Genomic DNA, 25,411 nt, shown 5'->3' with positions numbered 1-25,411 from the left:
GGGGAAAAACAAATGACGAGAAAAACGGCTGAAGTACAAAAAGGCGGCGGCTTCTTAATAGAGGAAGTCACATATGATCAGATGTATACACCGGAGGATTTCACCGACGAGCATAAAATGATTGCGAAAACAACGGAGGATTACATTGAGCAGGACGTTCTGCCGCATATAGATGACATTGAGAACCATCAATTTGAACATTCTGTCCGGCTTTTGAAGAAAGCGGGAGAACTCGGCCTTCTCGGTGCCGATGTTCCTGAGGAATACGGCGGGCTGGGCCTTGATAAAATCAGCTCGGCGCTGATCACTGAAAAATTTTCGCGGGCGGGAAGCTTTTCACTTTCTTACGGTGCGCATGTCGGTATCGGTTCCTTGCCGATCGTCTTCTTTGGAACGGAAGAACAAAAGAAAAAATATCTCCCTGATTTGGCTTCAGGGGAAAAAATCGCTGCGTACGCACTGACTGAGCCAGGTTCCGGATCTGATGCGTTAGGCGCAAAAACGACCGCGGTGCTGAATGAAGCAGGAACACATTACGTATTAACCGGGGAAAAACAGTGGATTACCAACTCAGCCTTTGCCGATGTCTTTGTCGTTTACGCAAAAGTGGATGGCGAAAAGTTCTCTGCTTTTATTGTAGAAAAAGATTTTCCTGGCGTATCAACCGGACCTGAAGAAAAGAAAATGGGAATTAAAGGTTCATCGACGAGAACTCTCATTTTAGATCAGGCTGAGGTGCCGAAGGAAAACCTTCTTGGAGAAATCGGCAAAGGGCATGTTATCGCCTTTAATATTTTAAATATCGGCCGCTACAAGCTGGCAGTAGGAACGATCGGCGCGTCAAAACGGGTGATCGAGCTGTCCGCCGCTTACGCAAATCAGCGCCGCCAATTTAAAACGCCGATCGCAGGCTTTTCGCTGACACAGGAAAAAATTGCGACGATGGCATCAAGGCTGTACGCAATGGAAAGCTCCGTGTACAGAACCGTCGGGCTGTTTGAAGACAATATGAGCCAGTTCACAGCTGAAGACCAAAAGGATGGAAGGCAAATAGCAAAGTCCATTGCCGAATACGCCATTGAATGCTCTCTCAACAAAGTGTTTGGCTCTGAAACGCTTGATTATATTGTTGATGAAGGTGTGCAAATTCACGGCGGCTACGGATTTATGCAGGAGTATGAAGTGGAAAGAGCCTATCGGGATTCCAGGATCAACCGGATTTTCGAAGGAACCAATGAAATTAACCGGTTAATCGTGCCAAGCACCTTCCTGAAGAAAGCAATGAAAGGCGAGCTGCCTCTTTTTGAAAAAGCACAGGCGCTTCAAGAAGAACTCATGATGCTCATGCCTGAGGAGCCCGGCACTGGCGTATTAGAGCAAGAGAAATATATCGTCAAGCAAGCCAAAAAAATCGCCCTGTTCGCCGCGGGTCTAGCTGCGCAAAAATACGGAAAAGCGATCGATCGGGAACAAGAAATCCTCGTAAACGTTGCTGATATTGTCAGTAATGTATATGCAATGGAATCAGCGGTGCTCAGAACGGAAAAGGCGATTGCCGCGCAAGGAAGCGATAAAGCAGCGCAAAAGCTGCTGTACACAGAAATTTTCGTTCAAGAAGCCTTCAATGAAATTGAAGCCCATGCGAAAGAATCTTTACTTGCAATCGAAGAAGGAGATTCTCTCCGTATGATGCTCTCGGCCCTCCGCAAGCTGACACGCGTGACGCCTAAAAATGTCATTTGGAAAAAACGTGAAGCGGCAGCGGGTGTGTTCGAGGCTGAAAAATATATTGTCTGAGTCCCAAGGAGCTCCGCACATCCGGAGCTCTTTTTTTATGAAGCACTGTTTTAGGTTTTTAAAACAAACTGTGTTAAAATAACCTCGATTATTTTATTGAGGGGGAAGAAGATGTCGTTAACTTTTTACTGGTACCCTAAATGCGGAACGTGCCGCAAAGCGAAAAAATGGCTTGAAGAGCATGGAAAAGAAATCAACGAAATACATATTGCAGAGCAGCCTCCAAGCAAAGAGGAGCTAAAATCGCTTTATGAAAAAAGCGGGCTGGATGTAAAGAAATTCTTCAACACAAGCGGCATGAAATACCGTGAACTGAATCTGAAGGAAAAGCTGTATCACATGTCAGAGGACGAACAGCTTGAACTGCTGGCTTCAGACGGAATGCTGATTAAGCGCCCACTCACAACAGACGGCGAAAAAGTGACAGTTGGCTTTAAAGAAGATCAATTTGAAGAAAACTGGTCATAATGTAAATTTTTTTTGAAAAGTGTGGTATCTTCTTATTATAGTCCTGTAAAAAATGGAGGGATTCAATTGAGCATACCTAAAGATTTGCGTTACTCAGAAGAACACGAGTGGGTAAAAGTTGAAGGAGAAAAAGCCAAAATCGGCATTACCCATTTTGCCCAGTCCGAGCTCGGTGACATCGTGTTTGTTGAGCTTCCTGAAGTCGGCGCTGAAATCAAAGCGGACGAGCCTTTCGGAAGTGTAGAATCCGTAAAAACGGTATCTGAGCTTTACGCACCGATTAACGGAACTGTAGTGGAAGTAAACGAGGATCTTGATGACAGCCCGGAATTCGTCAACGAATCTCCGTATGAAAAAGCATGGATGATCGTCGTTGAACCGTCTGACGCGTCTGAAATTGAAAAACTAATGACAGCAGAGCAATACGAAGAGATGACACAACAAGACTAAAACTGGATAGCTGAGCAGGCAATTGGATACGCTAACGCTATGGGAGGTGTCCAATATGGCTTTCAGCAAACAAAAGCTCGATGTCACCAATGATGTGACAGGCCGCTTTCAAAATGGCCGGCTCTCGTTATATCATGAAGATGAGATGATCGGCCAAATGACAGGCATGAATGAATATGAGCTAAAGTCCGGCTTTACCTATGAAAATGAAAAATTTTATAAAACAGCCGACGTGGTTTCAGGAGACGATCAGAAATATGTTGATTGTGACTACGAAAGCGGCTGGTGTTGATGTTGGCGGTGAATTTCACTGCCTTCTTTTACAATCTGAACGTTTCAAATTCGACGCGGCAGGTGAAGCAGATGAACATGGACGAACTGGAAAAAGTCATGATTGTTGAAGGGAAATCAGATAAAGAAAAGATCGAAAGCGTCCTGAATGAGCCAGTGCGCATTATCTGCACAAACGGAACAATCAGCCAGCTGAAGCTGGAGGAATTGGCAGACGAGCTTTACGAGAAGGACGTCTATATTTTGGTTGATGCCGATGAATCAGGCGAGAAATTGAGAAAACAGCTGAAAAGGGAATTTAATGAAGCCTACCATTTATATATCGACAGAGCCTATAAGGAAGTGGAGGCGGCGCCCAGACACCATATAGCATCTGTATTACTGAGCGCGAATCTGAATGTCCATACGAATTTTCTTGAAAGAAAGACCTGAGGTGTTATAGCGTGAAAGAACTCCAAGAACAAGAGCTTGAACACATTACTGATGATGTGTATCTCCTATATCTATATACTCCGTTTTGCGGTACCTGCCAGCTGGCAAGCAAAATGCTGACGGTCGTCGAAGACATGCTCCCGTCTGTCGCCTTCTATAAAAATAATCTCAACTATTCTCCGGCGTTTGCTAAAGCATATCAAATTGAAAGCGTCCCTTGTTTTCTGCTGTTTAAGGACGGAAAAGTAATTGAAAGAGGGTATGCGTTTCATTCCGTTTCTTATTTATATGAGCTGATCAAACAAAAATCATCTTCTGCATCTCATTTATGACATTTTTCTCGGCGCATTCCAATGAATTTGTCGTTCGTTTTATAAAGGGGTTCTTGCGCTGAAGAGAGAAATGTGTATGTATGACCAACAAACTAGGAGGTTGTACAAATGGAGAAAGCGGAAGTTTTAGAAGATGATTTACAGCATCTGTTTTTAAAACCCCTTTTGAACGCTTCGACATTGCTCATTACCTTCCAAGGAGAAACAGAAGCCTTAACCGTCTCAATAAACGAACAGGGAGAAATGACAAAAATTTCTCCGCCCCAAACGTCCAACCTGACCTTTTATGGAAACCAAACAGAAATCATTCATCTTTTGCATGGAGACATTTCCCTTCAGCACCTGATCCAGAGCGGAAGCCTAAAGGTAAAGGGTTCATTCAGAGCGCTGTTAAAGCTGGAAGCCATTCTTTGGCTGACAAACGGTTTTTTTCAGAGGATTCTAAAGAATTAAAAAATAGCAAATTATTACAATAGTAAAAGTTTACATCATTTATTTTATTGACATTTTATGATTCGCCATGCTATTCTACATTAAGAATTTCCGGACGAAAAAGACTATATATTTCTCTTATCAAGAGAGGTGGAGGGAAGTGCCCTATGAAGCCCGGCAACCATCAACATTGTTGAAATGGTGCCAATTCACACGAAGCGTTAAGCTTTGAAAGATGAGAGAAAGGCGTTTTATATAAGCCTTTCTGCTCAAGTGTGCAGAAAGGCTTTTCTTTTGCAGAAAAAACCGGAAGATTTCTTAGAATAGTGTTAAGGCAGGTGATCGCTTTGATCAATCTTCAGGATGTTTCAAAAGTGTATAAGTCGAAACATGGAGATGTCAATGCTGTCCAAAATGTCTCGCTTTCCATTAAAAAAGGTGAGATTTTTGGAATTATAGGATATAGCGGAGCTGGTAAAAGTTCCTTAATCCGTCTGCTGAACGGACTTGAGAAACCAAGCTCAGGAATCGTGGAAGTGGCGGGAACGAAGATTAATGAAGTAAACGGACGCAATTTAAGAAAAGCGCGCCATGACATCAGTATGATTTTCCAGCACTTCAATTTGCTCTGGTCGCGAACTGTCAGAGATAACATCATGTTTCCTTTAGAAATTGCCGGGGTGAAAAAAAGCGAGCGGATTAAGCGTGCCAATGAACTGATTAAACTGGTAGGTTTAGAAGGAAAAGAGAAATCTTACCCGTCTCAGCTGAGCGGCGGACAAAAGCAGAGGGTCGGAATCGCCAGAGCGCTCGCAAACAATCCGAAGGTTCTCCTTTGTGATGAAGCGACATCAGCTTTAGATCCGCAAACAACCGATTCAATCTTGGATCTTTTGTCCGATATTAATGAGAGACTCGGTTTGACGATTGTGCTGATCACACACGAAATGCACGTCATCCGCAAAATCTGCAACAGAGTCGCTGTTATGGAAAACGGAAAGGTTGTTGAAGAAGGAGAAGTTCTCGATGTCTTCAAGAATCCGAAGGAAGACATGACTAAACGGTTTGTTCAGCAGGTGACTGAGCCTGAAGAAACAAAAGAAACACTTCAGCATCTTCTTGACGAAAAAGCGTCAGGAACAACGGTTCAGCTCACATTTGTCGGTGATTCAGCTGAACAGCCTCTGATTACAGAGATGATCAGAAACTTCAATGTCAGCGTCAATATTCTGCAGGGGAAAATCTCGCAGACGAAGGACGGGGCATACGGTTCATTGTTTATCCATATTGACGGTGACGAGGAAGAAGTGCAAAACGTGATCCGGTTTATTAATGACAAACAGGTGAAAGCAGAGGTGATCACGAATGTTTGAAAAATACTTCCCGAACGTTGATGTAACTGAATTATGGAACGCGACATACGAAACGCTTTATATGACGCTGATCTCCTTGGTTTTTGCCTTTGTCATCGGGGTGATCCTCGGCCTGCTGCTCTTTCTTACAAGCAAAGGGAGCCTCTGGCAGAACAAAGCAGTCAACACTGTAATTGCGGCTATTGTCAATGTATTCAGGTCTATTCCGTTCCTCATTTTAATTATTTTATTACTAGGTTTTACGAAGTTTTTAGTCGGCACCATCTTAGGGCCGAACGCGGCACTGCCGGCGTTAGTCATCGGCTCAGCCCCGTTTTACGCGCGGCTCGCTGAAATTGCGCTGCGTGAGGTGGATAAGGGCGTCATCGAAGCTGCGAAATCAATGGGAGCCAAAACATCAACCATTATTTTCAAAGTGCTGCTCCCGGAATCCATGCCGGCCCTTATTTCTGGGATCACGGTTACGGCCATTGCTTTGATCGGCTCAACAGCCATTGCGGGCGCCATCGGTTCAGGAGGACTTGGAAACCTTGCATATGTAGAAGGATATCAGTCTAATAATACTGATGTTACCTTCGTTGCTACTGTATTTATTTTAATCATCGTTTTCATTATTCAAATGATCGGTGATGTCATAACAAATATAATAGATAAACGATAAGGGAGGATTTACTTTGAAAAAGCTATTTTTGGGTGCATTACTACTTGTATTTGCAGGAGTTATGGCTGCCTGCGGTTCTAATAACGCTGAATCCGGCAAGAAAGAAATTGTTGTTGCAGCTACAAAAACACCGCATGCAGAAATTTTAAAAGAAGCTGAACCATTGTTAAAAGAAAAAGGCTACACACTGAAAGTGAAAGTGCTTAGTGATTACAAAATGTACAACAAAGCCTTAGCTGATAAAGAAGTGGATGCAAACTTCTTCCAGCACATTCCTTACCTTGAGCAAGAAATGAAAGAAAACAAAGATTATAAACTTGTGAATGCCGGTGCGATTCACTTAGAGCCATTCGGTATTTATTCTAAAAAATATAAATCATTAAAAGAGCTTCCCGACGGTGCGACAATTATCCTGACAAATAACGTTGCTGAACAAGGCCGTATGCTTGCAATGCTTGAGAATGCAGGATTAATTACACTTGACTCCAAAGTGGAAACAGTCGATGCAACACTGAAAGACATTAAGAAAAACCCGAAACACCTACAGTTTAAAAAAGTAGCGCCTGAATTAACGGCAAAAGCATATGAAAACAAAGAAGGAGACGCGGCCTTCATCAATGTGAACTACGCGATCCAAAATAAATTAAATCCCAAAAAAGACGCGATTGAAGTGGAATCAACAAAAGATAACCCTTACGCTAATATCATTGCAGTGAGAGATGGCGAAGAGGATTCTGCAAAAATCAAAGCGCTGATGGAAGTTCTTCACTCTAAAAAGATTAAAGACTTCATCGAGAAGAAATATGACGGAGCTGTTCTCCCAGTCTCTGAATAAGATTGAAACCCCGGATGAGAAATCCGGGGTTTTTTTCGGGTATTTTCCTAAAAGCTGTTCATAATAAAAAGGAATGTTAAACAGATGGAGGGATTTTCTTTGAATCAAGACAGAGGAAGCATGCAGGACGCGCTAAAACAGTATAAATTAGGTTTAGGCACATTTGAACAAAAGATGCCGCTAATGGGAAGAAAGTTTAACGAGTTTACTGAACAATGCTTTGCCGGCAATTCTCTGACTGAAAGAGAAAAACAGCTGATCGCCCTCGGAATTGCCATCAATGCTCAGGATGAATATTGCATGATCTATCACACAAAAGGCTGTCTTGATGAGGGAGCGACAGAAGAAAACATTCTCGAAGCAGTCAGTGTGGCAGCGGCGTTCGGAGGCGGAGCTGCTCTAAGCCAAGGTGTGACAGTTGTCCAGCAGTGCATAGAGGAATTTGGAAACACTACGCATTAGAAGAAGGAATATTCCGAAAAACGATTCTCATTTTAACTCAAAGGGTCCTTTCGTCTCATCCGATGTTATATCAAGCCATATCCATTTTGCAGCATCGGTCTTGGAGCTGATACAATAGCAGTAAATAAATGAAGGGATTGATTCATTATTTGCAGCAGCCAGGACAGACTGGACCTCGATTATACGTCAGAAATGGAAAAAGCGATGCAGCTGTCTCATGGAATCGGATACGAGGAATACGGACGCCGGCTGGATACAAGAATGGAAGTTGAGCGGCAGAGAGAGCTTGAATATAAAAAATGCAAGCGGTATTCTGCTGAGCTTAATGAGAAAATCGGTCTTTAAAAAAAGGGTGGGAATCCACTCTTTTTCTTTTTCAATTGCTTTAATAAAGTGCTGAACTTTGTTAAACTTGAGAAATGTGCAAGGCACGATAAAAAGTTGTATTTACTTTTCATTTGTTATAAAATTAGAATGAGAATAAAATGAGAATAATGATTATATATTTTTGGAGGTATAGATATGGCTGCTTCAACATTAACGATCAAAGATCTTCACGTTGAAATCGAAGGGAAAGAGATCTTAAAAGGTGTAAACCTTGAAATAAAAGGCGGAGAGTTCCACGCGGTAATGGGACCGAACGGTACTGGTAAATCAACTCTATCAGCTGCCATTATGGGGCATCCTAAATATGAAGTAACAAAAGGCAGCATCACGCTTGACGGCAAAGATGTACTGGAGATGGAAGTGGACGAGCGTGCGCAGGCAGGTTTGTTCCTTGCGATGCAGTACCCTAGTGAAATCAGCGGTGTGACAAATGCCGACTTCCTTCGTTCTGCGATCAACGCGCGCAGAGAAGAAGGCGATGAAATTTCTCTTATGAAATTCATCCGCAAAATGGACGAAAACATGGAATTCTTAGAAATGGACCCTGAAATGGCTCAGCGCTACCTCAACGAAGGTTTCTCAGGCGGGGAGAAAAAACGCAACGAAATTCTTCAATTAATGATGATTGAACCGAAAATCGCCATCCTTGATGAAATCGACTCAGGTCTTGATATTGACGCTCTGAAAGTTGTATCAAAAGGGATCAACAAAATGCGCAACGAAAGCTTCGGCTGCCTGATGATCACTCACTATCAGCGCCTGTTAAACTACATCACTCCTGATGTTGTTCACGTTATGATGCAAGGCCGCGTTGTGAAATCCGGCGGTGCAGAGCTTGCACAGCGTCTTGAAGCAGAAGGTTATGACTGGATCAAAAAAGAACTTGGCATTGAAGACGAAACTGTAGGCCAAGAAGCGTAAGCGTTAGGGGGATTAATATGACACTAGATACAAAACTATCCGTAGATCAGGAGTATCTCAAAAGCTTTTCCGAAAAGCATCAAGAACCTGCCTGGCTGAAAAACCTGCGCTTACAGGCTCTTGAACAAGCTGAGGATCTGCCGATGCCGAAGCCTGACAAAACAAAAATTACAAACTGGAACTTCACGAACTTCGCGAAGCATACAGTTGATAATGAGCCGCTTTCTTCATTAGAGGATTTGACTGATGAAGCAAAAGCGCTGATCGATGTTGAAAACGAAGATAAAACGTTATATGTTCAGCGTGATCAGACGCCTGCATTCCTTTCTCTTTCTCAGGAATTGAAAGACAAAGGCGTCATCTTTACTGATATTTTGACTGCTGCACGCGAGCACAGCGACTTAGTGGAGAAATACTTTATGAAAGACGGCGTGAAGGTTGATGAGCATAAATTAACCGCACTTCACGCAGCTCTTGTGAACGGAGGGGCATTCTTATATGTTCCGAAAAATGTTCAGGTGGAGACGCCGGTTCAGGCTGTTTATGTCCACGAGAGCAACGATACAGCTCTATTCAACCACGTATTGATTGTGGCGGAAGACCATAGCTCAGTAACGTATGTAGAAAACTACATCAGCACGGTCAACCCGAAAGATGCTGTATTCAATATTATCAGTGAGGTTATCACAGGTGATAATGCCAGTGTGACATACGGTGCGGTGGATACCCTGTCTTCCGGCGTGACAACTTATGTCAACCGCCGCGGTGCTGCGCGCGGACGCGACAGCAAAATCGAGTGGGCTCTCGGCCTCATGAACGATGGCGACACCATTTCCGAAAACACAACAAATCTTTACGGTGACGGCACTTACGGCGACACGAAAACGGTTGTTGTCGGAAGAGGAGAGCAAACAGAAAACTTTACGACACAAATCATTCATTTCGGTAAAGCTTCTGAAGGATATATCTTGAAGCACGGTGTGATGAAGGATTCCGCTTCTTCTATCTTTAACGGAATCGGCAAAATCGAACATGGCGCTTCTAAAGCGAATGCGGAACAGGAATCCCGTGTGCTGATGCTCAGCGAAAAAGCGCGCGGAGACGCAAACCCTATTCTTTTAATTGACGAAGACGATGTAACGGCAGGACATGCGGCATCTGTCGGCCGTGTGGATCCTATTCAGCTTTACTACCTGATGAGCCGCGGTATTTCGAAAGAAGAAGCAGAACGCTTAGTCATCTACGGATTCCTTGCGCCGGTAGTTAACGAACTTCCGATTGAAGGCGTTAAGAAACAATTGGTTTCTGTTATCGAAAGGAAAGTGAAGTAATGAATATCACAGATATTCGTGAACAGTTCCCGATCCTTCATCAGCAAGTGAACGGACATGATCTCGTTTATCTCGACAGCGCGGCGACTTCCCAGAAGCCGCGTGCTGTCATTGAAACACTGGATAAGTATTATAACCAATACAATTCCAATGTTCACCGGGGCGTCCATACGCTTGGAACCAGAGCGACAGACGGTTATGAAGGAGCGCGTGAAAAAGTCCGCAAGTTTATTAACGCGAAGTCAATGGCTGAGATTATTTTCACAAAAGGCACGACCACATCACTGAACATGGTGGCGATAAGCTATGCACGCGCCAACCTCAAGCCGGGTGATGAAGTGGTCATCACCTATATGGAGCATCATGCGAATATCATTCCGTGGCAGCAGGCTGTCAAAGCGACTGGCGCCACATTAAAATATATTCCGCTGCAGGAAGACGGCACGATTTCATTAGATGATGTCAGAGCAACGGTCACAAGCAATACAAAGATTGTTGCGGTCTCTCATGTGTCTAACGTTCTCGGCACGGTCAACCCGATAAAAGAAATGGCGAAAATCGCTCATGACAATGGGGCTGTCATTGTGGTGGACGGTGCACAAAGCGCGCCTCACATGAAAATTGACGTGCAGGATCTCGATTGCGACTTCTTTGCACTTTCTTCCCACAAAATGTGCGGCCCTACCGGAGTAGGTGTGCTGTACGGAAAGAGAGCCCTGCTGGAAAACATGGAGCCTGCCGAATTCGGCGGTGAAATGATCGACTTTGTCGGGCTTTATGAATCAACTTGGAAAGAGCTTCCGTGGAAATTCGAAGCGGGTACTCCGATTATTGCTGGAGCAATCGGTCTTGGTGCCGCCATTGATTTTCTTGAAGAAATCGGCCTTGATGAGATTTCCCGCCACGAGCACAAGCTTGCAGCTTATGCGCTTGAACGCTTCCGTCAGCTTGACGGCGTGACGGTTTACGGACCGGAAGAGCGTGCCGGGCTGATCACATTTAATCTTGATGATGTTCATCCGCACGATGTGGCAACCGTACTTGATGCGGAAGGGATTGCTGTCAGAGCCGGTCACCATTGCGCCCAGCCGCTGATGAAATGGCTGGATGTAACTGCTACTGCGAGAGCAAGCTTTTATCTGTATAATACAGAGGAAGAGATTGATAAGCTTGTGGAAGCTCTTCAAAAGACAAAGGAGTATTTTACAAATGTCTTTTAATGCAAACTTAGATACATTGTACAGACAAGTGATTATGGATCATTACAAAAACCCGCGCAACAAAGGGGTTTTGAATGACAGCATCGTCGTGGATATGAACAATCCGACATGCGGCGACCGTATCAGACTGACAATGAAGCTTGACGGAGACATCGTGGAAGATGCGAAATTTGAAGGGGAAGGCTGTTCCATTTCAATGGCATCCGCTTCGATGATGACTCAGGCGATTAAAGGGAAAGATATTGAAACAGCCCTTTCCATGTCTAAGATTTTCTCAGATATGATGCAAGGGAAAGAATACGATGATTCTATAGATTTGGGTGATATTGAAGCCCTTCAAGGCGTTTCAAAATTCCCGGCCCGTATTAAATGTGCAACCCTGTCATGGAAGGCACTTGAAAAAGGAGTCGCTAAAGAAGAGGGCGGCAATTAAAAGGATTGGAGTGAAAATGGATGGCTAAAAAAATGCCTGATATTGGTGAATACAAATATGGTTTTCACGACAAGGACGTTTCCATTTTCCGTTCAGAGCGCGGATTGACAAAAGAAATCGTAGAAGAAATTTCTCGCATGAAAGAAGAGCCTCAATGGATGCTTGATTTCCGCTTGAAATCACTTGAACATTTCTACAACATGCCAATGCCACAATGGGGCGGAGATCTAAACTCACTGAACTTTGACGAAATTACGTACTACGTAAAACCGTCTGAGCGTTCAGAGCGTTCTTGGGATGAAGTTCCTGAAGAAATTAAGCAAACATTCGACAAGCTCGGGATTCCTGAAGCTGAACAAAAATACCTTGCGGGTGTTTCTGCTCAGTACGAATCTGAGGTTGTATACCACAACATGAAGGAAGATCTTGAAGCGCAAGGCATCGTCTTTAAAGACACAGACAGCGCGCTGAAAGAAAATGAAGACATTTTCCGTGAGCACTGGGCAAAAGTGATTCCGCCGACTGATAACAAGTTCGCGGCGCTGAACTCAGCTGTTTGGTCCGGCGGATCTTTCATCTACGTGCCAAAAGGCGTAAAGGTTGAAACACCGCTTCAAGCTTACTTCCGTATCAACTCTGAAAACATGGGTCAGTTCGAACGTACGCTGATCATCGTTGACGAAGAAGCAAGCGTGCATTACGTTGAGGGATGTACTGCGCCTGTTTACACAACAAACTCACTTCACAGTGCGGTTGTTGAGATTATCGTGAAAAAAGGCGGCTACTGCCGTTATACAACGATCCAAAACTGGGCGAACAACGTTTACAACCTAGTAACGAAGCGTACAGTATGTGAAGAAAACGCAACGATGGAATGGATCGACGGCAACATCGGTTCTAAACTGACAATGAAATATCCTGCTTGTATCCTAAAAGGCGAAGGCGCGCGCGGTATGACGCTTTCTATCGCTCTTGCAGGTAAAGGCCAGCATCAGGATGCGGGTGCGAAAATGATTCACCTTGCACCAAACACATCATCCACAATCGTATCAAAATCGATTTCAAAACAGGGCGGAAAAGTAACGTACCGCGGAATCGTCCACTTCGGACGTAAAGCGGAAGGCGCCCGTTCCAACATCGAGTGCGATACGCTCATTATGGATAACAAATCTACTTCAGACACAATTCCTTACAATGAAATTTTAAATGATAACATTTCATTAGAGCACGAAGCGAAAGTGTCTAAAGTATCTGAAGAGCAGCTCTTCTACTTGATGAGCCGCGGTATTTCCGAAGAAGAAGCGACTGAAATGATCGTAATGGGCTTCATCGAGCCATTCACAAAAGAGCTTCCAATGGAATACGCAGTTGAAATGAACCGTTTGATTAAATTCGAAATGGAAGGTTCAATCGGTTAATGTTAATAAAAAAGGACGCGACTGGTTTTCAGACGCGTCCTTTTTATATGCAGAAGAAAACCGTGGGCCGAGGGGGCTCGCACGGTATTGTTCTTTCTCAGCTTTCTGTTGTCTCGGGGTTAACAACTTTCATCACAGATGTTCTGTTGGTATAATTGCTGTTCATCTCTAATAATTGAGCATAGGCTGTGTCGAATTCATCTTTTGTCATCTGCTTTGCGGCTAATGCAGAGCATAAAACGGCAAAGGCAATCGGCATTGTGTCAATGTGAATATCAATATGGACTTCCGAATTGCCGCTGTTTTCAATAACAGAGCCATTTTTGGGCATTTCCGCAGCATGTCTGTTGATAGGAATAATATTTTCGTTCATTACTCTTCCCCGTCTTGTGACTGCGCCTGTGCCTGGTCCTGATCAGTATTCACGTTGACCACAACATTTGAATTGCCGCTGTTTTGGACTTTTGCAACTGCTGTATTGCGGTCTGTGTTTTCTTCATTTTCATGACGATTTTCGCTCATGGTATCATCCTTTCTCTATTGATAGTGACAGGATATTCGATAGGAGAGTGAAGAGATTGGACGAACTTCGCGGTTTTTCCATATTGGGGCTAAAGGTCGAAGGAAAGCACTCTATTTGGTAAAATGAATAGATATTATAAAAGAAAAGGTGTTTGCATATGAAGTCTTACATCATCGTCGGCGCAGGCATACTAGGTGCATCGACGGCTTATCATCTTGCAAAAGCAGGAGCCCGGGTTACGGTGATTGACCGGAATGAGCCGGGACAAGCGACGGACGCGGCGGCAGGGATTGTCTGCCCTTGGCTTTCGCAGCGCCGCAATCAGGATTGGTATCAGCTCGCTAAGGGCGGAGCGCGATACTATAATGATTTAATCAAGCAACTGGAAGAGGACGGTGAAACAGACACCGGATACAAGCGTGTCGGCGCGATCAGCATTCACACTGATGCAGCGAAGCTCGATAAGATGGAGGAGCGGGCGTATAAGAGGCGCGAGCATGCGCCGGAGATCGGTGACATCACCCGTTTGTCCGCGAGTGAAACGAAAAAGCTGTTTCCCATTTTAGCTGATGGCTATGAATCGGTTCATATCAGCGGTGCCGCCCGTGTGAACGGGAGGGCGCTTTGCCGGTCGCTTTTGAATGCTGCAGAGAAACATGGTGCGGTCATTGAAAAAGGAAATGCGTCCTTGTGTTTTGAAAGCGGAAGAGTCACCGGTGTCCAAACAGACAAACAGCAGTTTGAGGCTGATAGTGTGATCGTGACTGGAGGGGCATGGGCCAATGAGTTGATGAAGCCTCTGGGCATTCATTTTCAAGTATCCTTTCAGAAGGCGCAAATTATGCATTTTGAAATTCCTAGTGCAGATACTGGATCATGGCCGGTGGTGATGCCGCCGAATGACCAGTATATTTTGTCCTTTGATGACGGCAGAATTGTAGCAGGCGCCACCCATGAAAATGAGGCCGATCTTAAAGACCTGCGTGTGACAGCAGGGGGACAGCATGAAGTCTTGAGCAAAGCACTTGCCGCAGCCCCTGGGCTTGCTGACAGCACAGTCATTGAAACAAGAGTGGGATTCAGACCGTTTACACCGGGGTTTCTGCCAGTGGTGGGTGCCGTGCCGAATGTTCAGGGACTTTACGCCGCTAATGGTTTAGGCGCGTCGGGGCTAACGATGGGACCGTTTCTCGGTTCAGAGCTCGCAAAGCTAGTTCTCGGAAAGCAGACAGAAATAGACCTTAGCCCTTATGATCTTGCCGGAGCGCTTGCATAATAATGAAAGGCATGACAAACAAATATAATAAAGCTGTTCTAGCTTTTCTTTCCTGTCTGTGTTAGCATTTATCTTTAATGAAAAAGAGGACGTGAACTGATTTTGATAAAAATTGATATACCCGCACCGAATGTCACCATCACTGAACGACAGCAGTCAGCTAATGATAACGAGCCGAAAATAAAGGCGATTTACGGATTCATCGACTTTCACCAGATACCAAGGGATAAAGGCGGCATCTTCATGTTTTATAACATTCATGACGAACTGCTATTTGTCGGTAAAGCCAGAAAGTTAAGACAGAGAATTAAGAAACATTTTGAAGACACTGTCTCACCGATTAAACATCACAGGGACGAAGTTTATAAAATTGAAGTATGTGTAGTTGAAGATCCAATGGAAAGAGAAATTTATGAAACCTATATCATCAATACACAGCACTCGAAGTATAATATAGACAAGGTATTTTTTAAATAAGAAGTCAGTCTGCGGATTGAACAGCGAGGCCAGAGCTTATATTAAGTTCTGGCTTTTCATTTGGGCATTTTTCCGCAGATAGATCTTTGTCTATTATTCGAGTAAATTAATGAGAAATTTCAGAAAATAATATTGACATTCCTATCTCTGGACTTTAATATAACAATATATAATGTTATATAACGTTATATAATAAAAATGAGGAGTGAAGGATTTGAGTCAGGTCACAGCAAAAGTTAATCGTGAGGTTCAAGCTTTCTTGCAGGATTTGAAAGGAAAAACCATCGACCATGTATTCTTTGTCGCATGCGGAGGGTCTTCGGCCATTATGTATCCGAGTAAATATGTGTTTGACAGGGAGTCAAAATCAATCAGCTCTGACCTTTACAGCTCTAATGAATTTATTCAGCGAAACCCTGTGCAGCTTGGTGAAAAGTCTCTTGTCATTTTGTGCTCGCATTCGGGAAATACCCCGGAAACGGTAAAAGCCGCTGCATTTGCGAGAAGCAAAGGCGCGCTTACGATTGCAATGACGTATAAGCCGGAGTCTCCTTTAGCACAGGAAGCGCAATATGTCGCCCAGTATGACTGGGGTGATGAGGCGCAGGCGATCAATACGAACTATGGTGTTCTATATCAAATCGTTTTCGGCGCTTTGCAGGTATTAGAAAACAATACGACATTTGAACAAGCAATTGAAGGTTTAGGTCAATTGCAGGCTGTGTATGATGAAGCCCTTAAGCAGGAAGCTGACAACGCACAGCAATTTGCAAAAACACATGAAAAAGAAAGCATCATTTATACAATGGCAAGCGGTGCAAACTACGGTGTCGCTTACTCCTACAGCATCTGCATTCTCATGGAAATGCAATGGATTCATTCCCACGCCATTCATGCCGGAGAATATTTTCACGGACCGTTCGAAATTATTGATGAATCCGTGCCGTTTATCATCCTGCTCGGTTTAGATGAAACAAGGCCTCTTGAAGAGCGGGCGCTTACCTTCTCGAAAAAATATGGCAAAAAGCTGACTGTGCTCGATGCCGCATCTTACGACTTCACTGCAATTGACGATTCAGTAAAAGGCTATCTTGCTCCGCTCGTTCTTAACCGTGTGCTGAGAAGCTATGCGGATGCTTTGGCAGAAGCGAGAAATCATCCTTTATCTCATAGAAGATACATGTGGAAAGTTGAGTATTGATCTGAAAAAGAGGAACCATTATGCATTAGACTATAATGTTATATAACATTATAGTCTAATGTCCAGAGGAGGCCAACCCTTTGAAGAAAATGTTTTTATTTTTGATCATTGCAGCTGTCAGTATGCTCACCATTGCGGGCTGTTCGAGCCAGGGCAGTTCAGCGGATGGAAAGGTGACATTGAAATTTTTCCACAGATGGCCGAAGGAGCCGGAAAAAAGGTATTTTGAAGAGGTTGTAAAGGAATTTGAAAAAGAGCATCCGGATATCGACATTCAAACTGAAGCGGTTTTGAATGACTCCTATAAAGATAAAATTAAAGTTATGCTGGGAACCAGCAGCCCTCCTGATATTTACTTCTCATGGAGTGACGAGTTTGCTTTTAAATTTATCAGAGGAAAGAAAGCACTTGATCTCTCGTCCTACTACAAAGATGATACAGATTGGTCATCACAGCTCGTTCAATCGCAAGTTACACCATTTACGTATGAAAACAAACAATATGGCGTGCCGTGGCAAATGGACGCTAAATCATTTTTCTATAATAAAGACATATTTAAAAAGCTCAATCTAGAGCCCCCGGCGACTTGGGATGAACTCATCGATGTCTCGAAGAAGCTGAAAGAAAATGGCTATACACCGATCAGTTTCGGAACAAAAGCGACTTGGACAATCTCACATTATATCGGCACGCTGAATCAGCGGATGGTCGATGAAAAAACAAGAGAAAAGGACTATAACGCCAAAACGGGTGAATTTACCGATGAAGGCTATGTGAAAGCACTTGAAAAGCTGCAGGAACTGATGCCTTACTTCAATAAACATGTAAACTCCGTCGACCATGAATATGTGAGACAGCAATTTAAAAGCGGAAAGTCGGCGATGATATATGCGGAAACTGCTGAAATCAAACTGGTCGAGCCAGTGAATCTAGGGATGTTCTCATTCCCTGAAATCAGCGGGCAAAAAGGATCTTCAGAAGCGTTAACGGGGGCGCCTGAAGGATTTATGATTTCCTCGAAAACAAAACATCCAAAGGAAGCAGTGGAATTTTTGCAATTTTTGACGTCGAAAAAAATGGGTGAAAAGCTCGTCAAAGACGTCGGCAAATACAGTGCGGTGCAAGGGACGGCAACCGAAGAAAATTCTACAGCCATACAGCGTGAAGCCGTTCAGCATATCGTAGATGCCAAATCAATGGTTCCGTGGTTTGACATGGATGTTGATGTTGAAATCGCAGATGTGTACTTAACAAGCGTCCAGCAAATGCTTGGGGGCGACATGACACCGAAGCAGGTCATGAAAGCCGTTCAAAAAGCAGCCAAGCAAGTGCGGGCGTCAGCTGAATAAATCAAAGAAAAGGTGAAGCGACGCACCTTTTCTTTTTATAAAGGAGATGAGTTATCCTTGGTCAATCAAAATAGAATAATCCCCTATTTGTTTTTGCTGCCGGCTCTTGTTTTTTTACTTTTCGTTTATATCCCGATTTTTGAGAATGTCTTTCTCAGTCTGTTTCAATGGAGCTCTTTTTCTCCGGAAAAAACGTTTATCGGATTGAAGAACTATGTTGAATTATTTCGTGATCCTGTCTTTTATCAAGCCCTCACGAATAACGTGCTCTACGCAGTGATCTCAATTGTATGCCAGGTGTTTGGCGGTTTAATTTTGGCGGCGGTGCTTGAGGATAAGCTGGTCAGAAAATGGTCGCCTTTTTTTCGTACCGTTTTCTTTTTGCCGGTTGTCATCTCGATGACGGTTATCGCGCTTTTGTTTGATTTTATTTACAACCCTGAGACGGGGCTTTTGAATCAGCTGCTTCAGGCGGTTGGTCTTGATCAGCTGACAAGGGCATGGCTCGGGGATGACAGCACGGCTATGCTTTCTGTCATCTTTGTATCTCAGTGGCAGTCTGTCGGTTATATCGCAATGCTGTACATTGTGTCGATTCAAAAAATACCGGATGAACTGTATGAAGCGGCGCGTCTTGACGGCGCGGGAAAAATTCAGCAGTTTTTTCACATTACCATTCCCCAGACGAAAGAGATGTCTTTTGTTGCGGTGGTGATGACGCTGACAGGCGCTTTTACAGTGTTTAACGAGCCGTACATTTTGACAGGCGGCGGACCGGGAAACGCTTCTGAGGTATTAAGCACATTCTTATATAAAAGTGCCTTTACAAAGGATATGATGGGCTATGCTTCAGCGATTGCCACTGTTGTGTTAATCATTACGCTTGCTTTGTCGCTCATGCAAATGAAGTTCTTTAAAACCGGAAAGGAGGATTAACAGATGCTGCCTCAAAAGAAGACAGATTCGTTCAGATTAGAGCCTGTGCCTGACCGGCACATCGAGGTGAAGAGAAAGCCGAGGCGAAAATGGTATATCGGAGAAACGTCTGTGTGGGTTTTTCTGTTTCTCTATCTTATCGCGATTGCTTATCCGCTTTTATGGATGGTCATGAGCGCCTTTAAAAGCTCGGATGATATTTTTGAGAACAGCTGGTCGCTGCCGTCTTCGTGGCATCCGGAGAATTTTGTGTCCGCCTGGAATCAGGGAATTTCTTCTTATTTTATGAACAGTGTGATCGTGACGGCGCTGACATGTATAATCACTGTCTTTATCAGCGCATGGGGAGCGTACGGGCTTTCGAGGTTCGAGTTTAAAGGAAAAGGGTTCTTTTTGGTGCTTTGTCTTGGCGGTTTGATGCTGACACCTCAGGTCAGTCTTGTGCCGCTTTATTCCATTATTCAGTCGCTGGGGCTTTACAATACGTATTGGGCTTTGATATTGCCTTATGCGGCTTATCGGATTCCGTTTACCATCATTTTGATCCGCTCTTATTTTCTTTCTATTTCTAAAGAATTGGAAGAGGCGGCTTATTTAGATGGGTGTACGAGTTTTGGAGTATTTTTCAGAATTTTCTTACCAATGAGTGTGCCTATTTTAGTGACGTCGGGCATTTTGACGGCTTACCATACGTGGAATGAGTTTATGTTTGCGATTATTTTCATAGATGACGAGAATTTGCGGACCATTCCGGCGGGGCTGATGCAGTTCCGAGATGCACTGCAGACGGATTGGGGCGTCTTGCTGGCGGGATTAACGATTTCTGCTGCGCCGATTATTATTCTATTTTTATTTATGCAGAAATATTTTGTCCGCGGGATTGCAAGCGGAAGCGTAAAAGGATAAAGGAGGAAGCACAATGAAATTAATTGCTGTTGGAGACAATGTTGTAGACTACTATCAGGATCAAGAAACATTCTACCCGGGAGGAAACGCTTTAAATGTTGCAGTGCTTGCAAAACGGCTTGGACATGAGGCTTCTTATATCGGAATCGTCGGCAATGACGAAGCCGCGGCTCATCTGCTGAATGTGCTGAAATTGGAGAAGGTTAACGCGGATTTTATTCGCCAGGCGCATGGGGAAAACGGAATGGCAATCGTTACCCTTGATGAACAGGGGGACCGGATCTTTGTCCGATCGAATAAGGGGGGCATCCAGTCGCGTCTCCGTCTTGTGTTTCAGGAAAAGGACTTATCTTTTATCAGTGGGCATGATCTGCTGCATACCAGTGTGTACAGCAGGCTTGAGAACGATTTGCCGCAGCTGTGCAGTCTGATTCCGGTCTCTTTTGATTTTTCAACAAATCGAGAGGATGAGTATTTGAAAAAGGTCTGTCCTTATGTGACGTACGCGTTCTTTTCAGGTAGCGATCTGAGTGAGACGGAGTGCGGCCAGCTTGCCGAAAAGGCACATGAGTACGGAGCAAAAATCGTTTGTATGACCCGCGGCGGGCAAGGGGCGATCCTGTCTGCGGGAGACCGAATCTATCATCAGCCGATTGTGGAAGCTGATATAATTGATACACTCGGAGCGGGAGATTCATTTATCGCGGGATTTTTGACTGCCTTCTGTGAGAATCAGGATATGGCGGACGCTTTGCGCCAAGGAGCGGAAACAGCTGCGAATACATGCGGAGTGTACGGGGCATTCGGCTACGGCTATCCCTACCGCTTGGAGGAAGGGGGAAGCAGTGAAAAAACGAGAATACTATAAGCAGTGTCTCGTTTTTTATGCCTGTTATGTGTAGGGGCTGTTGATTGTAAATGTGACACGGTTTGTGTGCATTAAAAACAGTGAGCAGTAGATCGGCTGATCGTTTGAGGTAAATGCGGTTTTATCGATTTCAAACAGTGCATCTCCAATATCGCAATCCAAGTATTTGCTTTCCTCCTGCTGGGCATATACAACGTTTAATAGTTTCGTATTGTGAGTGGGAACAACTTGGTATTGCTGCTTCAAAATATCATGCATAGATACGCCGTCCGCAATAAACGTATTGATGGCAGGAAACAGCTCCAGCGGATAATGCGTGATTTCAAAGGTGAGCGGCTGATCATCATTATATAAAATCCGTTTTAATTCAACGACAGGGCTCTCGGTATTAATTTGAAGCTTTTCGGCAATCGGTTTCGATGCTGGAATGATTTCATGGGACAGAACCTGGTGCTTCGGCTTTTTTCCGGTTGATTCCATAAATTCAGAGTAGCCGTTTACTGCAATCAGCTCTCTCTTCAATTTAGGGCTTTTAACGAACGTTCCTTTTCCCTGCTGCCTGATCAGATAGCCTTCTTCGACCAGATCGAGAATGGCTTTTCTGACGGTAATGCGGCTGACATTATACTTGCTGCAAAGCTCGTTTTCTGTGGGCAGCTTGGCAGCCGGGGAATACAAGCCCTTTTTAATGTCATCTGTTATGATTTGTTTTAGCTGAATGTATAAAGGTGTTGAACTTCCGTTGTTTAACAAGGGGTAGCCTCCTTTTAAGCTATTATTTATATTATAATGTATTATGACGTTATAATACAAATTTGCGTTTTTTATTTTAGAAATATAGCAAATATGGGAATTGATTACTCTAAAAATAACAGAAAGAACGAGTTGTTTCCAGTGACGAAATAACGGAGAAAAAAGATAGGGGGCGTTTTCTGATGGCTTCATTAACATTTGAACATGTCAAAAAGTCATATCATTCACAATTAACGGTGAAGGACTTTGATTTAGATGTAAAAGATAAAGAGCTTTTGGTGCTGGTGGGGCCGTCAGGCTGCGGCAAATCGACAACCCTGCGGATGGTGGCTGGGCTGGAAAGCATTTCTGAAGGAAGCCTCTTTATCGATGGGGAACGGGTCAATGACCTTCCGCCGAAGGAGCGTGATATCGCGATGGTGTTCCAAAACTACGCGCTGTATCCGCATATGACAGTTTTCGATAACATGGCGTTTGGATTAAAGCTCAGAAAAATGCCGAAACAAGAAATTGCCGAGCGGGTGCATGCAGCTGCAAACATTTTGGAGATTGAGCATTTGCTGAAGAGAAAACCGAAGGCACTTTCCGGCGGCCAGCGGCAAAGGGTGGCTCTCGGCAGGTCTATCGTGCGGGAACCGAAGGTCTTTTTAATGGACGAGCCGCTTTCTAATCTGGATGCGAAGCTGAGAGTGACGATGCGGACAGAAATCAGCAAGCTTCACCAGCGGCTAGAAGCAACCATTATCTATGTCACCCATGATCAGACTGAAGCGATGACGATGGGTGATCGGATTGTCGTCATGAATGAAGGCGAAATTCAGCAAGTGGCCAAGCCTCATGATATCTATCATTATCCGGCAAATCTGTTTGTGGCCGGGTTTATTGGCTCTCCTGGAATGAATTTTTTCAAAGGCATGATTGAAGAGCAGCATGGCGAGCTGTTTTTCACAAACTCTTCGATCCGGCTTCATATACCTGAAGAAAAGGCGAAACGGCTGAAGGAAAAAGGCTATGCCGGAAAACAGATGACTGTCGGGGTACGGCCGGAGCACATCGCACAAATGACTGGATATGATCAGCTGTTTGATTCCGTGTTGAAGGCGACGGTGGAAGTGAATGAAAATTTGGGATCTGAGCTGATTGTGCATGTCAGCACCGGGAACGAGCGGCTTACGGTAAGGCTGGGCGGCAGCAATCGAATCGCCGCGGGCGATTCGATTCAGCTGGCGGTGAAAATGGATCACGCCGTCTTTTTCGATGCTGAAACGGAACAGGCTGTGTATTAGAAAAAGGTGCTCCCTTCGGGGAGCACCTTTTTCTTACGGCCAAATGTCGTCTGCCCATTCAGGGTGATCGATAAATGGATTTCGGTTGTGCTGATATTTTTCATAAATGATTTCATTTCTTTTTCTTTCGCGGGCATCAACAGGGTCCTGCCTATTCCATTCAAGCAAGGCGGATTGTTTTCCATGATAAGGAGCAGAGCCGTTTCCTGTCCTATCATTGAGCTCAAGGTCAGGGTAGCCGTCATCTCCTTCGTAACGGACAGCCATGTAAAACAGCATGCGGGCGACATCGCCTTTCACATCATCGCGGGGCTCCCAAGAATCTCCGTCATAATAATTTCCGGGTGCTTTCGCATACTCGTTGCCGCCGTTGTCAAAGTCCAAGTTGCCTCTGGCGCTGTTTACTTGGACGTCTGCTGGTCGCAAGTGATGAATGTCAGTGCCGGGCCCCTTGCTTGTACCAAAATCGCCATGGGATTTCGCCCAGACATGCTCCCGGTTCCAGTCCCCGACATTGCCGCCGTTTAGGTTTTTCGAACGCGATTCATTCGTATAGAGCAGGATGACGTTATTCGGATTTGCCGGATCTGCATCCGTTTCTTTCAGCGCGTTCCATACCTCGCTGTAAGATAGCATCGTATGTCCGCTGATGATGCGGTGCAGCGCGCTTTTTAACGCCTCTCCGCTTTTTCCTTCAGCACCTTCATAATAGGTGTCTGTGTCGGTGTATGGTGCAACGGGAGAGACCAATGAGAGAATGCCTCCGGAGGCTGCGGGAGAAATAGCTGCACGGTCATTCAGGTTCAATCCGGTTTGCGCGCTTGCTGAAGCAGAGGGCGCAAACCATCCGGAAATCAGTAATACACAGACGAGCGGCAGAAACCTTGCTTTTTTTGTCATCACTTGCCCTCCTTTAGATCAGATCATGTCTATTATCTAAAATTGAATGAAAGGTTAGAAGTGTCATTTTGTATATTTTTCATTAAAATTGTAAATTAGTACCTTTGGAGGAGGCGGAACTCTAGTGTTTCAGGATCTTTAGTCTGCGTTTTTCCTTGATTGAGTGCTGCTTCATTCGCTTGTAAAAACGCTGAGGTCTGCACATTGCTTGCTTCACTGAAATATTTTCTTCCCGTGAATCTCGCTAGTTCATCCCCTTTTTTTCCTCTTACTGTTTTTTTAATTCATTGCTGCTTATTGACTCTCTTCCTTACTGGCTGCTTTTTCTAAAATGGAATGGCAGACTGGTTATGATGACTAAAAAACAAACATTTTTTTGGTTTATGTGCTGATGAACTAATGTCTTCCTCCCTCTATAATGAAGTCACCATAACGGCCAGAGGAGGAAGCACATGGAAAAGCAGAGGCTTTCAGTAAAAAGCGGCATTGCTGATTACATTGATTGGCTTGCCCAATTCGGCGTGTCTGCTGATGGCGGGGTAACGAGACTTTTGTACACCAAAGAGTGGATGGACGCGCAGCTCGCCGTGAAAGCGGAGATGTCGGCTTTTGGGCTTGACGCCAGATTTGACGATGTCGGCAATGTCTTTGGAAGGCTTCAGGGCACCCAGTCTCCGGATGATGTGATTTTAGCCGGCTCACATATCGATACTGTGATCAATGGGGGAAAGTATGACGGCGCATATGGCGTGCTTGCGGCAATGCTTGCTTTAAAGCAGCTTAAAGAAACATACGGAGCGCCGAAAAAAACGCTTGAGGCTGTGTCTTTATGTGAGGAAGAGGGCAGCCGTTTTCCGATGACATACTGGGGATCAGGGAATATGATGGGTGCTTTGTCATTGAAGCATGCGGAAGTACCGAGGGACGGATCAGGTGTTTCATTACAAGAGGCGATGCATGACAACGGTTTTGGCAGAGGCGTGTATCCGTCAGCGCACAGGACAGATATCAACGCTTTTATAGAAATTCACATTGAACAAGGACAGACGCTTGAAATGTCAGGACGAGATCTCGGTGTGGTGACAAGTATAGTCGGGCAGAGAAGATATTTGATTACGCTTGAGGGAGAATGCAACCACGCAGGGACCACCTCCATGAAATGGCGCAAGGACCCGCTCGCAGCCAGCAGCCGAATGATTCATGAACTGCTGCTTCGTGCTGAAGAACAGCCGGATGAGCTTCGCCTGACATGCGGAAAAATGACGGTGGAGCCCAATATGGCTAATGTCATACCTGGACGGGTGCAGTTTTCAATCGATATTCGACATCAGCATCAGCGTGTGCTGGAGCATTTTCATGAAGAAATGACAGCTGTCATCAACGGTATTTGTGACGAAAAAGGGATTCACGCCATGATTGATGAATATATGCGAATAGAGCCTGTGCCGATGGACGAAACGCTTTCTGCCAAGGCTCTTGAGACAGCGGCAGAAAACGGTATCAGCTGTGAAGAAATGGTGAGCGGGGCAGGGCATGATGCGCAAATGATCGGAAGGAGCTGTCCCGCTTGTATGCTGTTTGTGCCGAGCAGAGGCGGCATCAGCCATTCCCCGGAGGAATTTACTTCTGCACGTCAGCTTGAGATCGGCGTCCGCACATTGACTCATTTATTATATAAACTGGCTTACTGATG

Annotated in this window: 30 protein-coding genes and 1 riboswitch; of the genes, 26 read left to right on the top strand and 4 right to left on the bottom strand. The window is 44.6% G+C overall.

Going from position 1 to position 25,411, the window contains the following annotated elements; translation table 11 throughout:
* Nucleotides 1–12: 12 nt before the first annotated feature.
* The 17 genes from fadE to sufB all read left to right on the top strand — a co-directional run bounded on the left by fadE (nt 13) and on the right by sufB (nt 13,243).
* The gene (gene fadE, locus HC660_RS16525) at nt 13–1,797 is read left to right on the top strand and encodes an acyl-CoA dehydrogenase FadE (protein WP_168748697.1); all 1,785 of its coding nucleotides are present in this window, start codon (nt 13–15) and stop codon (nt 1,795–1,797) included.
* A 111-nt stretch (nt 1,798–1,908) separates the two neighbouring features.
* Entirely contained in the window at nt 1,909–2,265 is a 357-nt protein-coding gene (locus tag HC660_RS16520) for an arsenate reductase family protein (RefSeq protein ID WP_101864083.1), read from the top strand.
* 66 nt (nt 2,266–2,331) lie between these two features.
* Nucleotides 2,332–2,715 (top strand): glycine cleavage system protein GcvH, encoded by a 384-nt coding sequence (gene gcvH, locus HC660_RS16515; protein WP_010331800.1) that lies wholly within the window; start codon nt 2,332–2,334, stop codon nt 2,713–2,715.
* Nucleotides 2,716–2,770: 55 nt separating this feature from the next.
* Nucleotides 2,771–3,007 (top strand): YusG family protein, encoded by a 237-nt coding sequence (locus HC660_RS16510; protein WP_010331799.1) that lies wholly within the window; start codon nt 2,771–2,773, stop codon nt 3,005–3,007.
* Nucleotides 3,008–3,084: 77 nt separating this feature from the next.
* On the top strand, nt 3,085–3,438 hold the full coding sequence (locus HC660_RS16505) for a toprim domain-containing protein (protein WP_010331797.1): 354 nt from the start codon (nt 3,085–3,087) through the stop codon (nt 3,436–3,438).
* Nucleotides 3,439–3,449: 11 nt separating this feature from the next.
* The gene (locus tag HC660_RS16500) at nt 3,450–3,770 is read left to right on the top strand and encodes a thioredoxin family protein (RefSeq protein WP_168748696.1); all 321 of its coding nucleotides are present in this window, start codon (nt 3,450–3,452) and stop codon (nt 3,768–3,770) included.
* A 108-nt stretch (nt 3,771–3,878) separates the two neighbouring features.
* A complete protein-coding gene (locus HC660_RS16495) occupies nt 3,879–4,223 on the top strand; it encodes an SCP2 sterol-binding domain-containing protein (protein ID WP_010331795.1) in 345 nt (114 codons plus the stop codon).
* A gap of 114 nt (nt 4,224–4,337) precedes the next feature.
* Nucleotides 4,338–4,444: riboswitch (SAM riboswitch) on the top strand.
* Between the two features lie 105 nt (nt 4,445–4,549).
* The gene (gene metN, locus HC660_RS16490; RefSeq protein WP_168748695.1) at nt 4,550–5,575 is read left to right on the top strand and encodes a methionine ABC transporter ATP-binding protein MetN; all 1,026 of its coding nucleotides are present in this window, start codon (nt 4,550–4,552) and stop codon (nt 5,573–5,575) included.
* On the top strand, nt 5,568–6,236 hold the full coding sequence (metP, locus tag HC660_RS16485) for a methionine ABC transporter permease MetP (protein ID WP_010331792.1): 669 nt from the start codon (nt 5,568–5,570) through the stop codon (nt 6,234–6,236). The genes metN and metP overlap by 8 nt, the downstream gene beginning before the upstream one ends.
* 13 nt (nt 6,237–6,249) lie before the next feature.
* Nucleotides 6,250–7,071 (top strand): methionine ABC transporter substrate-binding lipoprotein MetQ, encoded by an 822-nt coding sequence (metQ, locus tag HC660_RS16480; protein ID WP_010331791.1) that lies wholly within the window; start codon nt 6,250–6,252, stop codon nt 7,069–7,071.
* A gap of 84 nt (nt 7,072–7,155) precedes the next feature.
* Nucleotides 7,156–7,533 carry a carboxymuconolactone decarboxylase family protein gene (locus tag HC660_RS16475; protein WP_003222796.1) on the top strand — a complete coding sequence of 126 codons (378 nt, stop codon included), beginning with the start codon at nt 7,156–7,158 and terminating at the stop codon, nt 7,531–7,533.
* A gap of 192 nt (nt 7,534–7,725) precedes the next feature.
* Nucleotides 7,726–7,878, top strand: coding sequence for a YuzK family famiily protein (locus HC660_RS16470; RefSeq protein ID WP_010331789.1), 153 nt, complete (start codon nt 7,726–7,728; stop codon nt 7,876–7,878).
* Between the two features lie 177 nt (nt 7,879–8,055).
* Nucleotides 8,056–8,841 carry a Fe-S cluster assembly ATPase SufC gene (gene sufC / locus HC660_RS16465; RefSeq protein WP_168748694.1) on the top strand — a complete coding sequence of 262 codons (786 nt, stop codon included), beginning with the start codon at nt 8,056–8,058 and terminating at the stop codon, nt 8,839–8,841.
* A 17-nt stretch (nt 8,842–8,858) separates the two neighbouring features.
* On the top strand, nt 8,859–10,172 hold the full coding sequence (sufD, locus tag HC660_RS16460; RefSeq protein ID WP_010331787.1) for a Fe-S cluster assembly protein SufD: 1,314 nt from the start codon (nt 8,859–8,861) through the stop codon (nt 10,170–10,172).
* On the top strand, nt 10,172–11,392 hold the full coding sequence (sufS, locus tag HC660_RS16455; protein ID WP_168748693.1) for a cysteine desulfurase SufS: 1,221 nt from the start codon (nt 10,172–10,174) through the stop codon (nt 11,390–11,392). Before sufD ends, sufS begins: the two co-directional genes overlap by 1 nt.
* Entirely contained in the window at nt 11,382–11,825 is a 444-nt protein-coding gene (gene sufU, locus HC660_RS16450; RefSeq protein WP_003222809.1) for a Fe-S cluster assembly sulfur transfer protein SufU, read from the top strand. Before sufS ends, sufU begins: the two co-directional genes overlap by 11 nt.
* A 20-nt stretch (nt 11,826–11,845) precedes the next feature.
* Complete coding sequence (gene sufB, locus HC660_RS16445) at nt 11,846–13,243, top strand: Fe-S cluster assembly protein SufB (protein WP_003228608.1); 1,398 nt, start codon at nt 11,846–11,848, stop codon at nt 13,241–13,243.
* A gap of 97 nt (nt 13,244–13,340) precedes the next feature.
* Here sufB and HC660_RS16440 read toward each other — a convergent pair whose 3' ends face one another.
* Together HC660_RS16440 and HC660_RS16435 are read right to left on the bottom strand one after the other, a co-directional pair.
* A complete protein-coding gene (locus tag HC660_RS16440) occupies nt 13,341–13,616 on the bottom strand; it encodes a hypothetical protein (protein ID WP_168748692.1) in 276 nt (91 codons plus the stop codon).
* Entirely contained in the window at nt 13,616–13,765 is a 150-nt protein-coding gene (locus tag HC660_RS16435) for a spore protein (RefSeq protein WP_168748691.1), read from the bottom strand. The genes HC660_RS16440 and HC660_RS16435 overlap by 1 nt, the downstream gene beginning before the upstream one ends.
* A 158-nt stretch (nt 13,766–13,923) precedes the next feature.
* Here HC660_RS16435 and HC660_RS16430 point away from each other — a divergent pair, with 158 nt between their 5' ends.
* The 7 genes from HC660_RS16430 to HC660_RS16400 all read left to right on the top strand — a co-directional run bounded on the left by HC660_RS16430 (nt 13,924) and on the right by HC660_RS16400 (nt 20,779).
* Nucleotides 13,924–15,042 (top strand): NAD(P)/FAD-dependent oxidoreductase, encoded by a 1,119-nt coding sequence (locus HC660_RS16430; protein ID WP_168748690.1) that lies wholly within the window; start codon nt 13,924–13,926, stop codon nt 15,040–15,042.
* A gap of 102 nt (nt 15,043–15,144) precedes the next feature.
* On the top strand, nt 15,145–15,519 hold the full coding sequence (locus HC660_RS16425) for a nucleotide excision repair endonuclease (protein ID WP_041521064.1): 375 nt from the start codon (nt 15,145–15,147) through the stop codon (nt 15,517–15,519).
* Nucleotides 15,520–15,733: 214 nt separating this feature from the next.
* Entirely contained in the window at nt 15,734–16,720 is a 987-nt protein-coding gene (frlB, locus tag HC660_RS16420; RefSeq protein ID WP_168748689.1) for a fructosamine deglycase FrlB, read from the top strand.
* A gap of 80 nt (nt 16,721–16,800) precedes the next feature.
* On the top strand, nt 16,801–18,069 hold the full coding sequence (locus HC660_RS16415) for an ABC transporter substrate-binding protein (RefSeq protein ID WP_168748688.1): 1,269 nt from the start codon (nt 16,801–16,803) through the stop codon (nt 18,067–18,069).
* Nucleotides 18,070–18,126: 57 nt separating this feature from the next.
* On the top strand, nt 18,127–19,005 hold the full coding sequence (locus HC660_RS16410; RefSeq protein ID WP_168748687.1) for a carbohydrate ABC transporter permease: 879 nt from the start codon (nt 18,127–18,129) through the stop codon (nt 19,003–19,005).
* Nucleotides 19,006–19,008: 3 nt separating this feature from the next.
* On the top strand, nt 19,009–19,911 hold the full coding sequence (locus HC660_RS16405; RefSeq protein WP_168748686.1) for a carbohydrate ABC transporter permease: 903 nt from the start codon (nt 19,009–19,011) through the stop codon (nt 19,909–19,911).
* A gap of 13 nt (nt 19,912–19,924) precedes the next feature.
* Nucleotides 19,925–20,779 (top strand): fructoselysine 6-kinase, encoded by an 855-nt coding sequence (locus tag HC660_RS16400; protein WP_168748685.1) that lies wholly within the window; start codon nt 19,925–19,927, stop codon nt 20,777–20,779.
* Between the two features lie 24 nt (nt 20,780–20,803).
* Here the strand turns inward: HC660_RS16400 and frlR are convergent, their stop codons facing one another.
* A complete protein-coding gene (gene frlR, locus HC660_RS16395; RefSeq protein WP_168748684.1) occupies nt 20,804–21,532 on the bottom strand; it encodes a transcriptional regulator FrlR in 729 nt (242 codons plus the stop codon).
* Nucleotides 21,533–21,714: 182 nt separating this feature from the next.
* Between frlR and HC660_RS16390 the strand changes: the two genes are divergently transcribed.
* Nucleotides 21,715–22,818 carry an ABC transporter ATP-binding protein gene (locus HC660_RS16390; protein WP_168748683.1) on the top strand — a complete coding sequence of 368 codons (1,104 nt, stop codon included), beginning with the start codon at nt 21,715–21,717 and terminating at the stop codon, nt 22,816–22,818.
* Nucleotides 22,819–22,851: 33 nt separating this feature from the next.
* Here HC660_RS16390 and HC660_RS16385 read toward each other — a convergent pair whose 3' ends face one another.
* Complete coding sequence (locus HC660_RS16385; RefSeq protein ID WP_168748682.1) at nt 22,852–23,718, bottom strand: endonuclease I family protein; 867 nt, start codon at nt 23,716–23,718, stop codon at nt 22,852–22,854.
* Nucleotides 23,719–24,170: 452 nt separating this feature from the next.
* Between HC660_RS16385 and allC the strand changes: the two genes are divergently transcribed.
* Nucleotides 24,171–25,409 (top strand): allantoate deiminase, encoded by a 1,239-nt coding sequence (gene allC, locus HC660_RS16380; protein WP_168748681.1) that lies wholly within the window; start codon nt 24,171–24,173, stop codon nt 25,407–25,409.
* Nucleotides 25,410–25,411: the final 2 nt, after the last annotated feature.

The sequence above is a fragment of the Bacillus mojavensis genome, assembly GCF_012648005.1.
In the GTDB taxonomy this organism is placed as follows: domain Bacteria; phylum Bacillota; class Bacilli; order Bacillales; family Bacillaceae; genus Bacillus; species Bacillus mojavensis.
The sequence above is the reverse complement of the archived record's forward strand: the minus strand, read 5'-3'. Positions and strand labels throughout refer to the sequence as shown.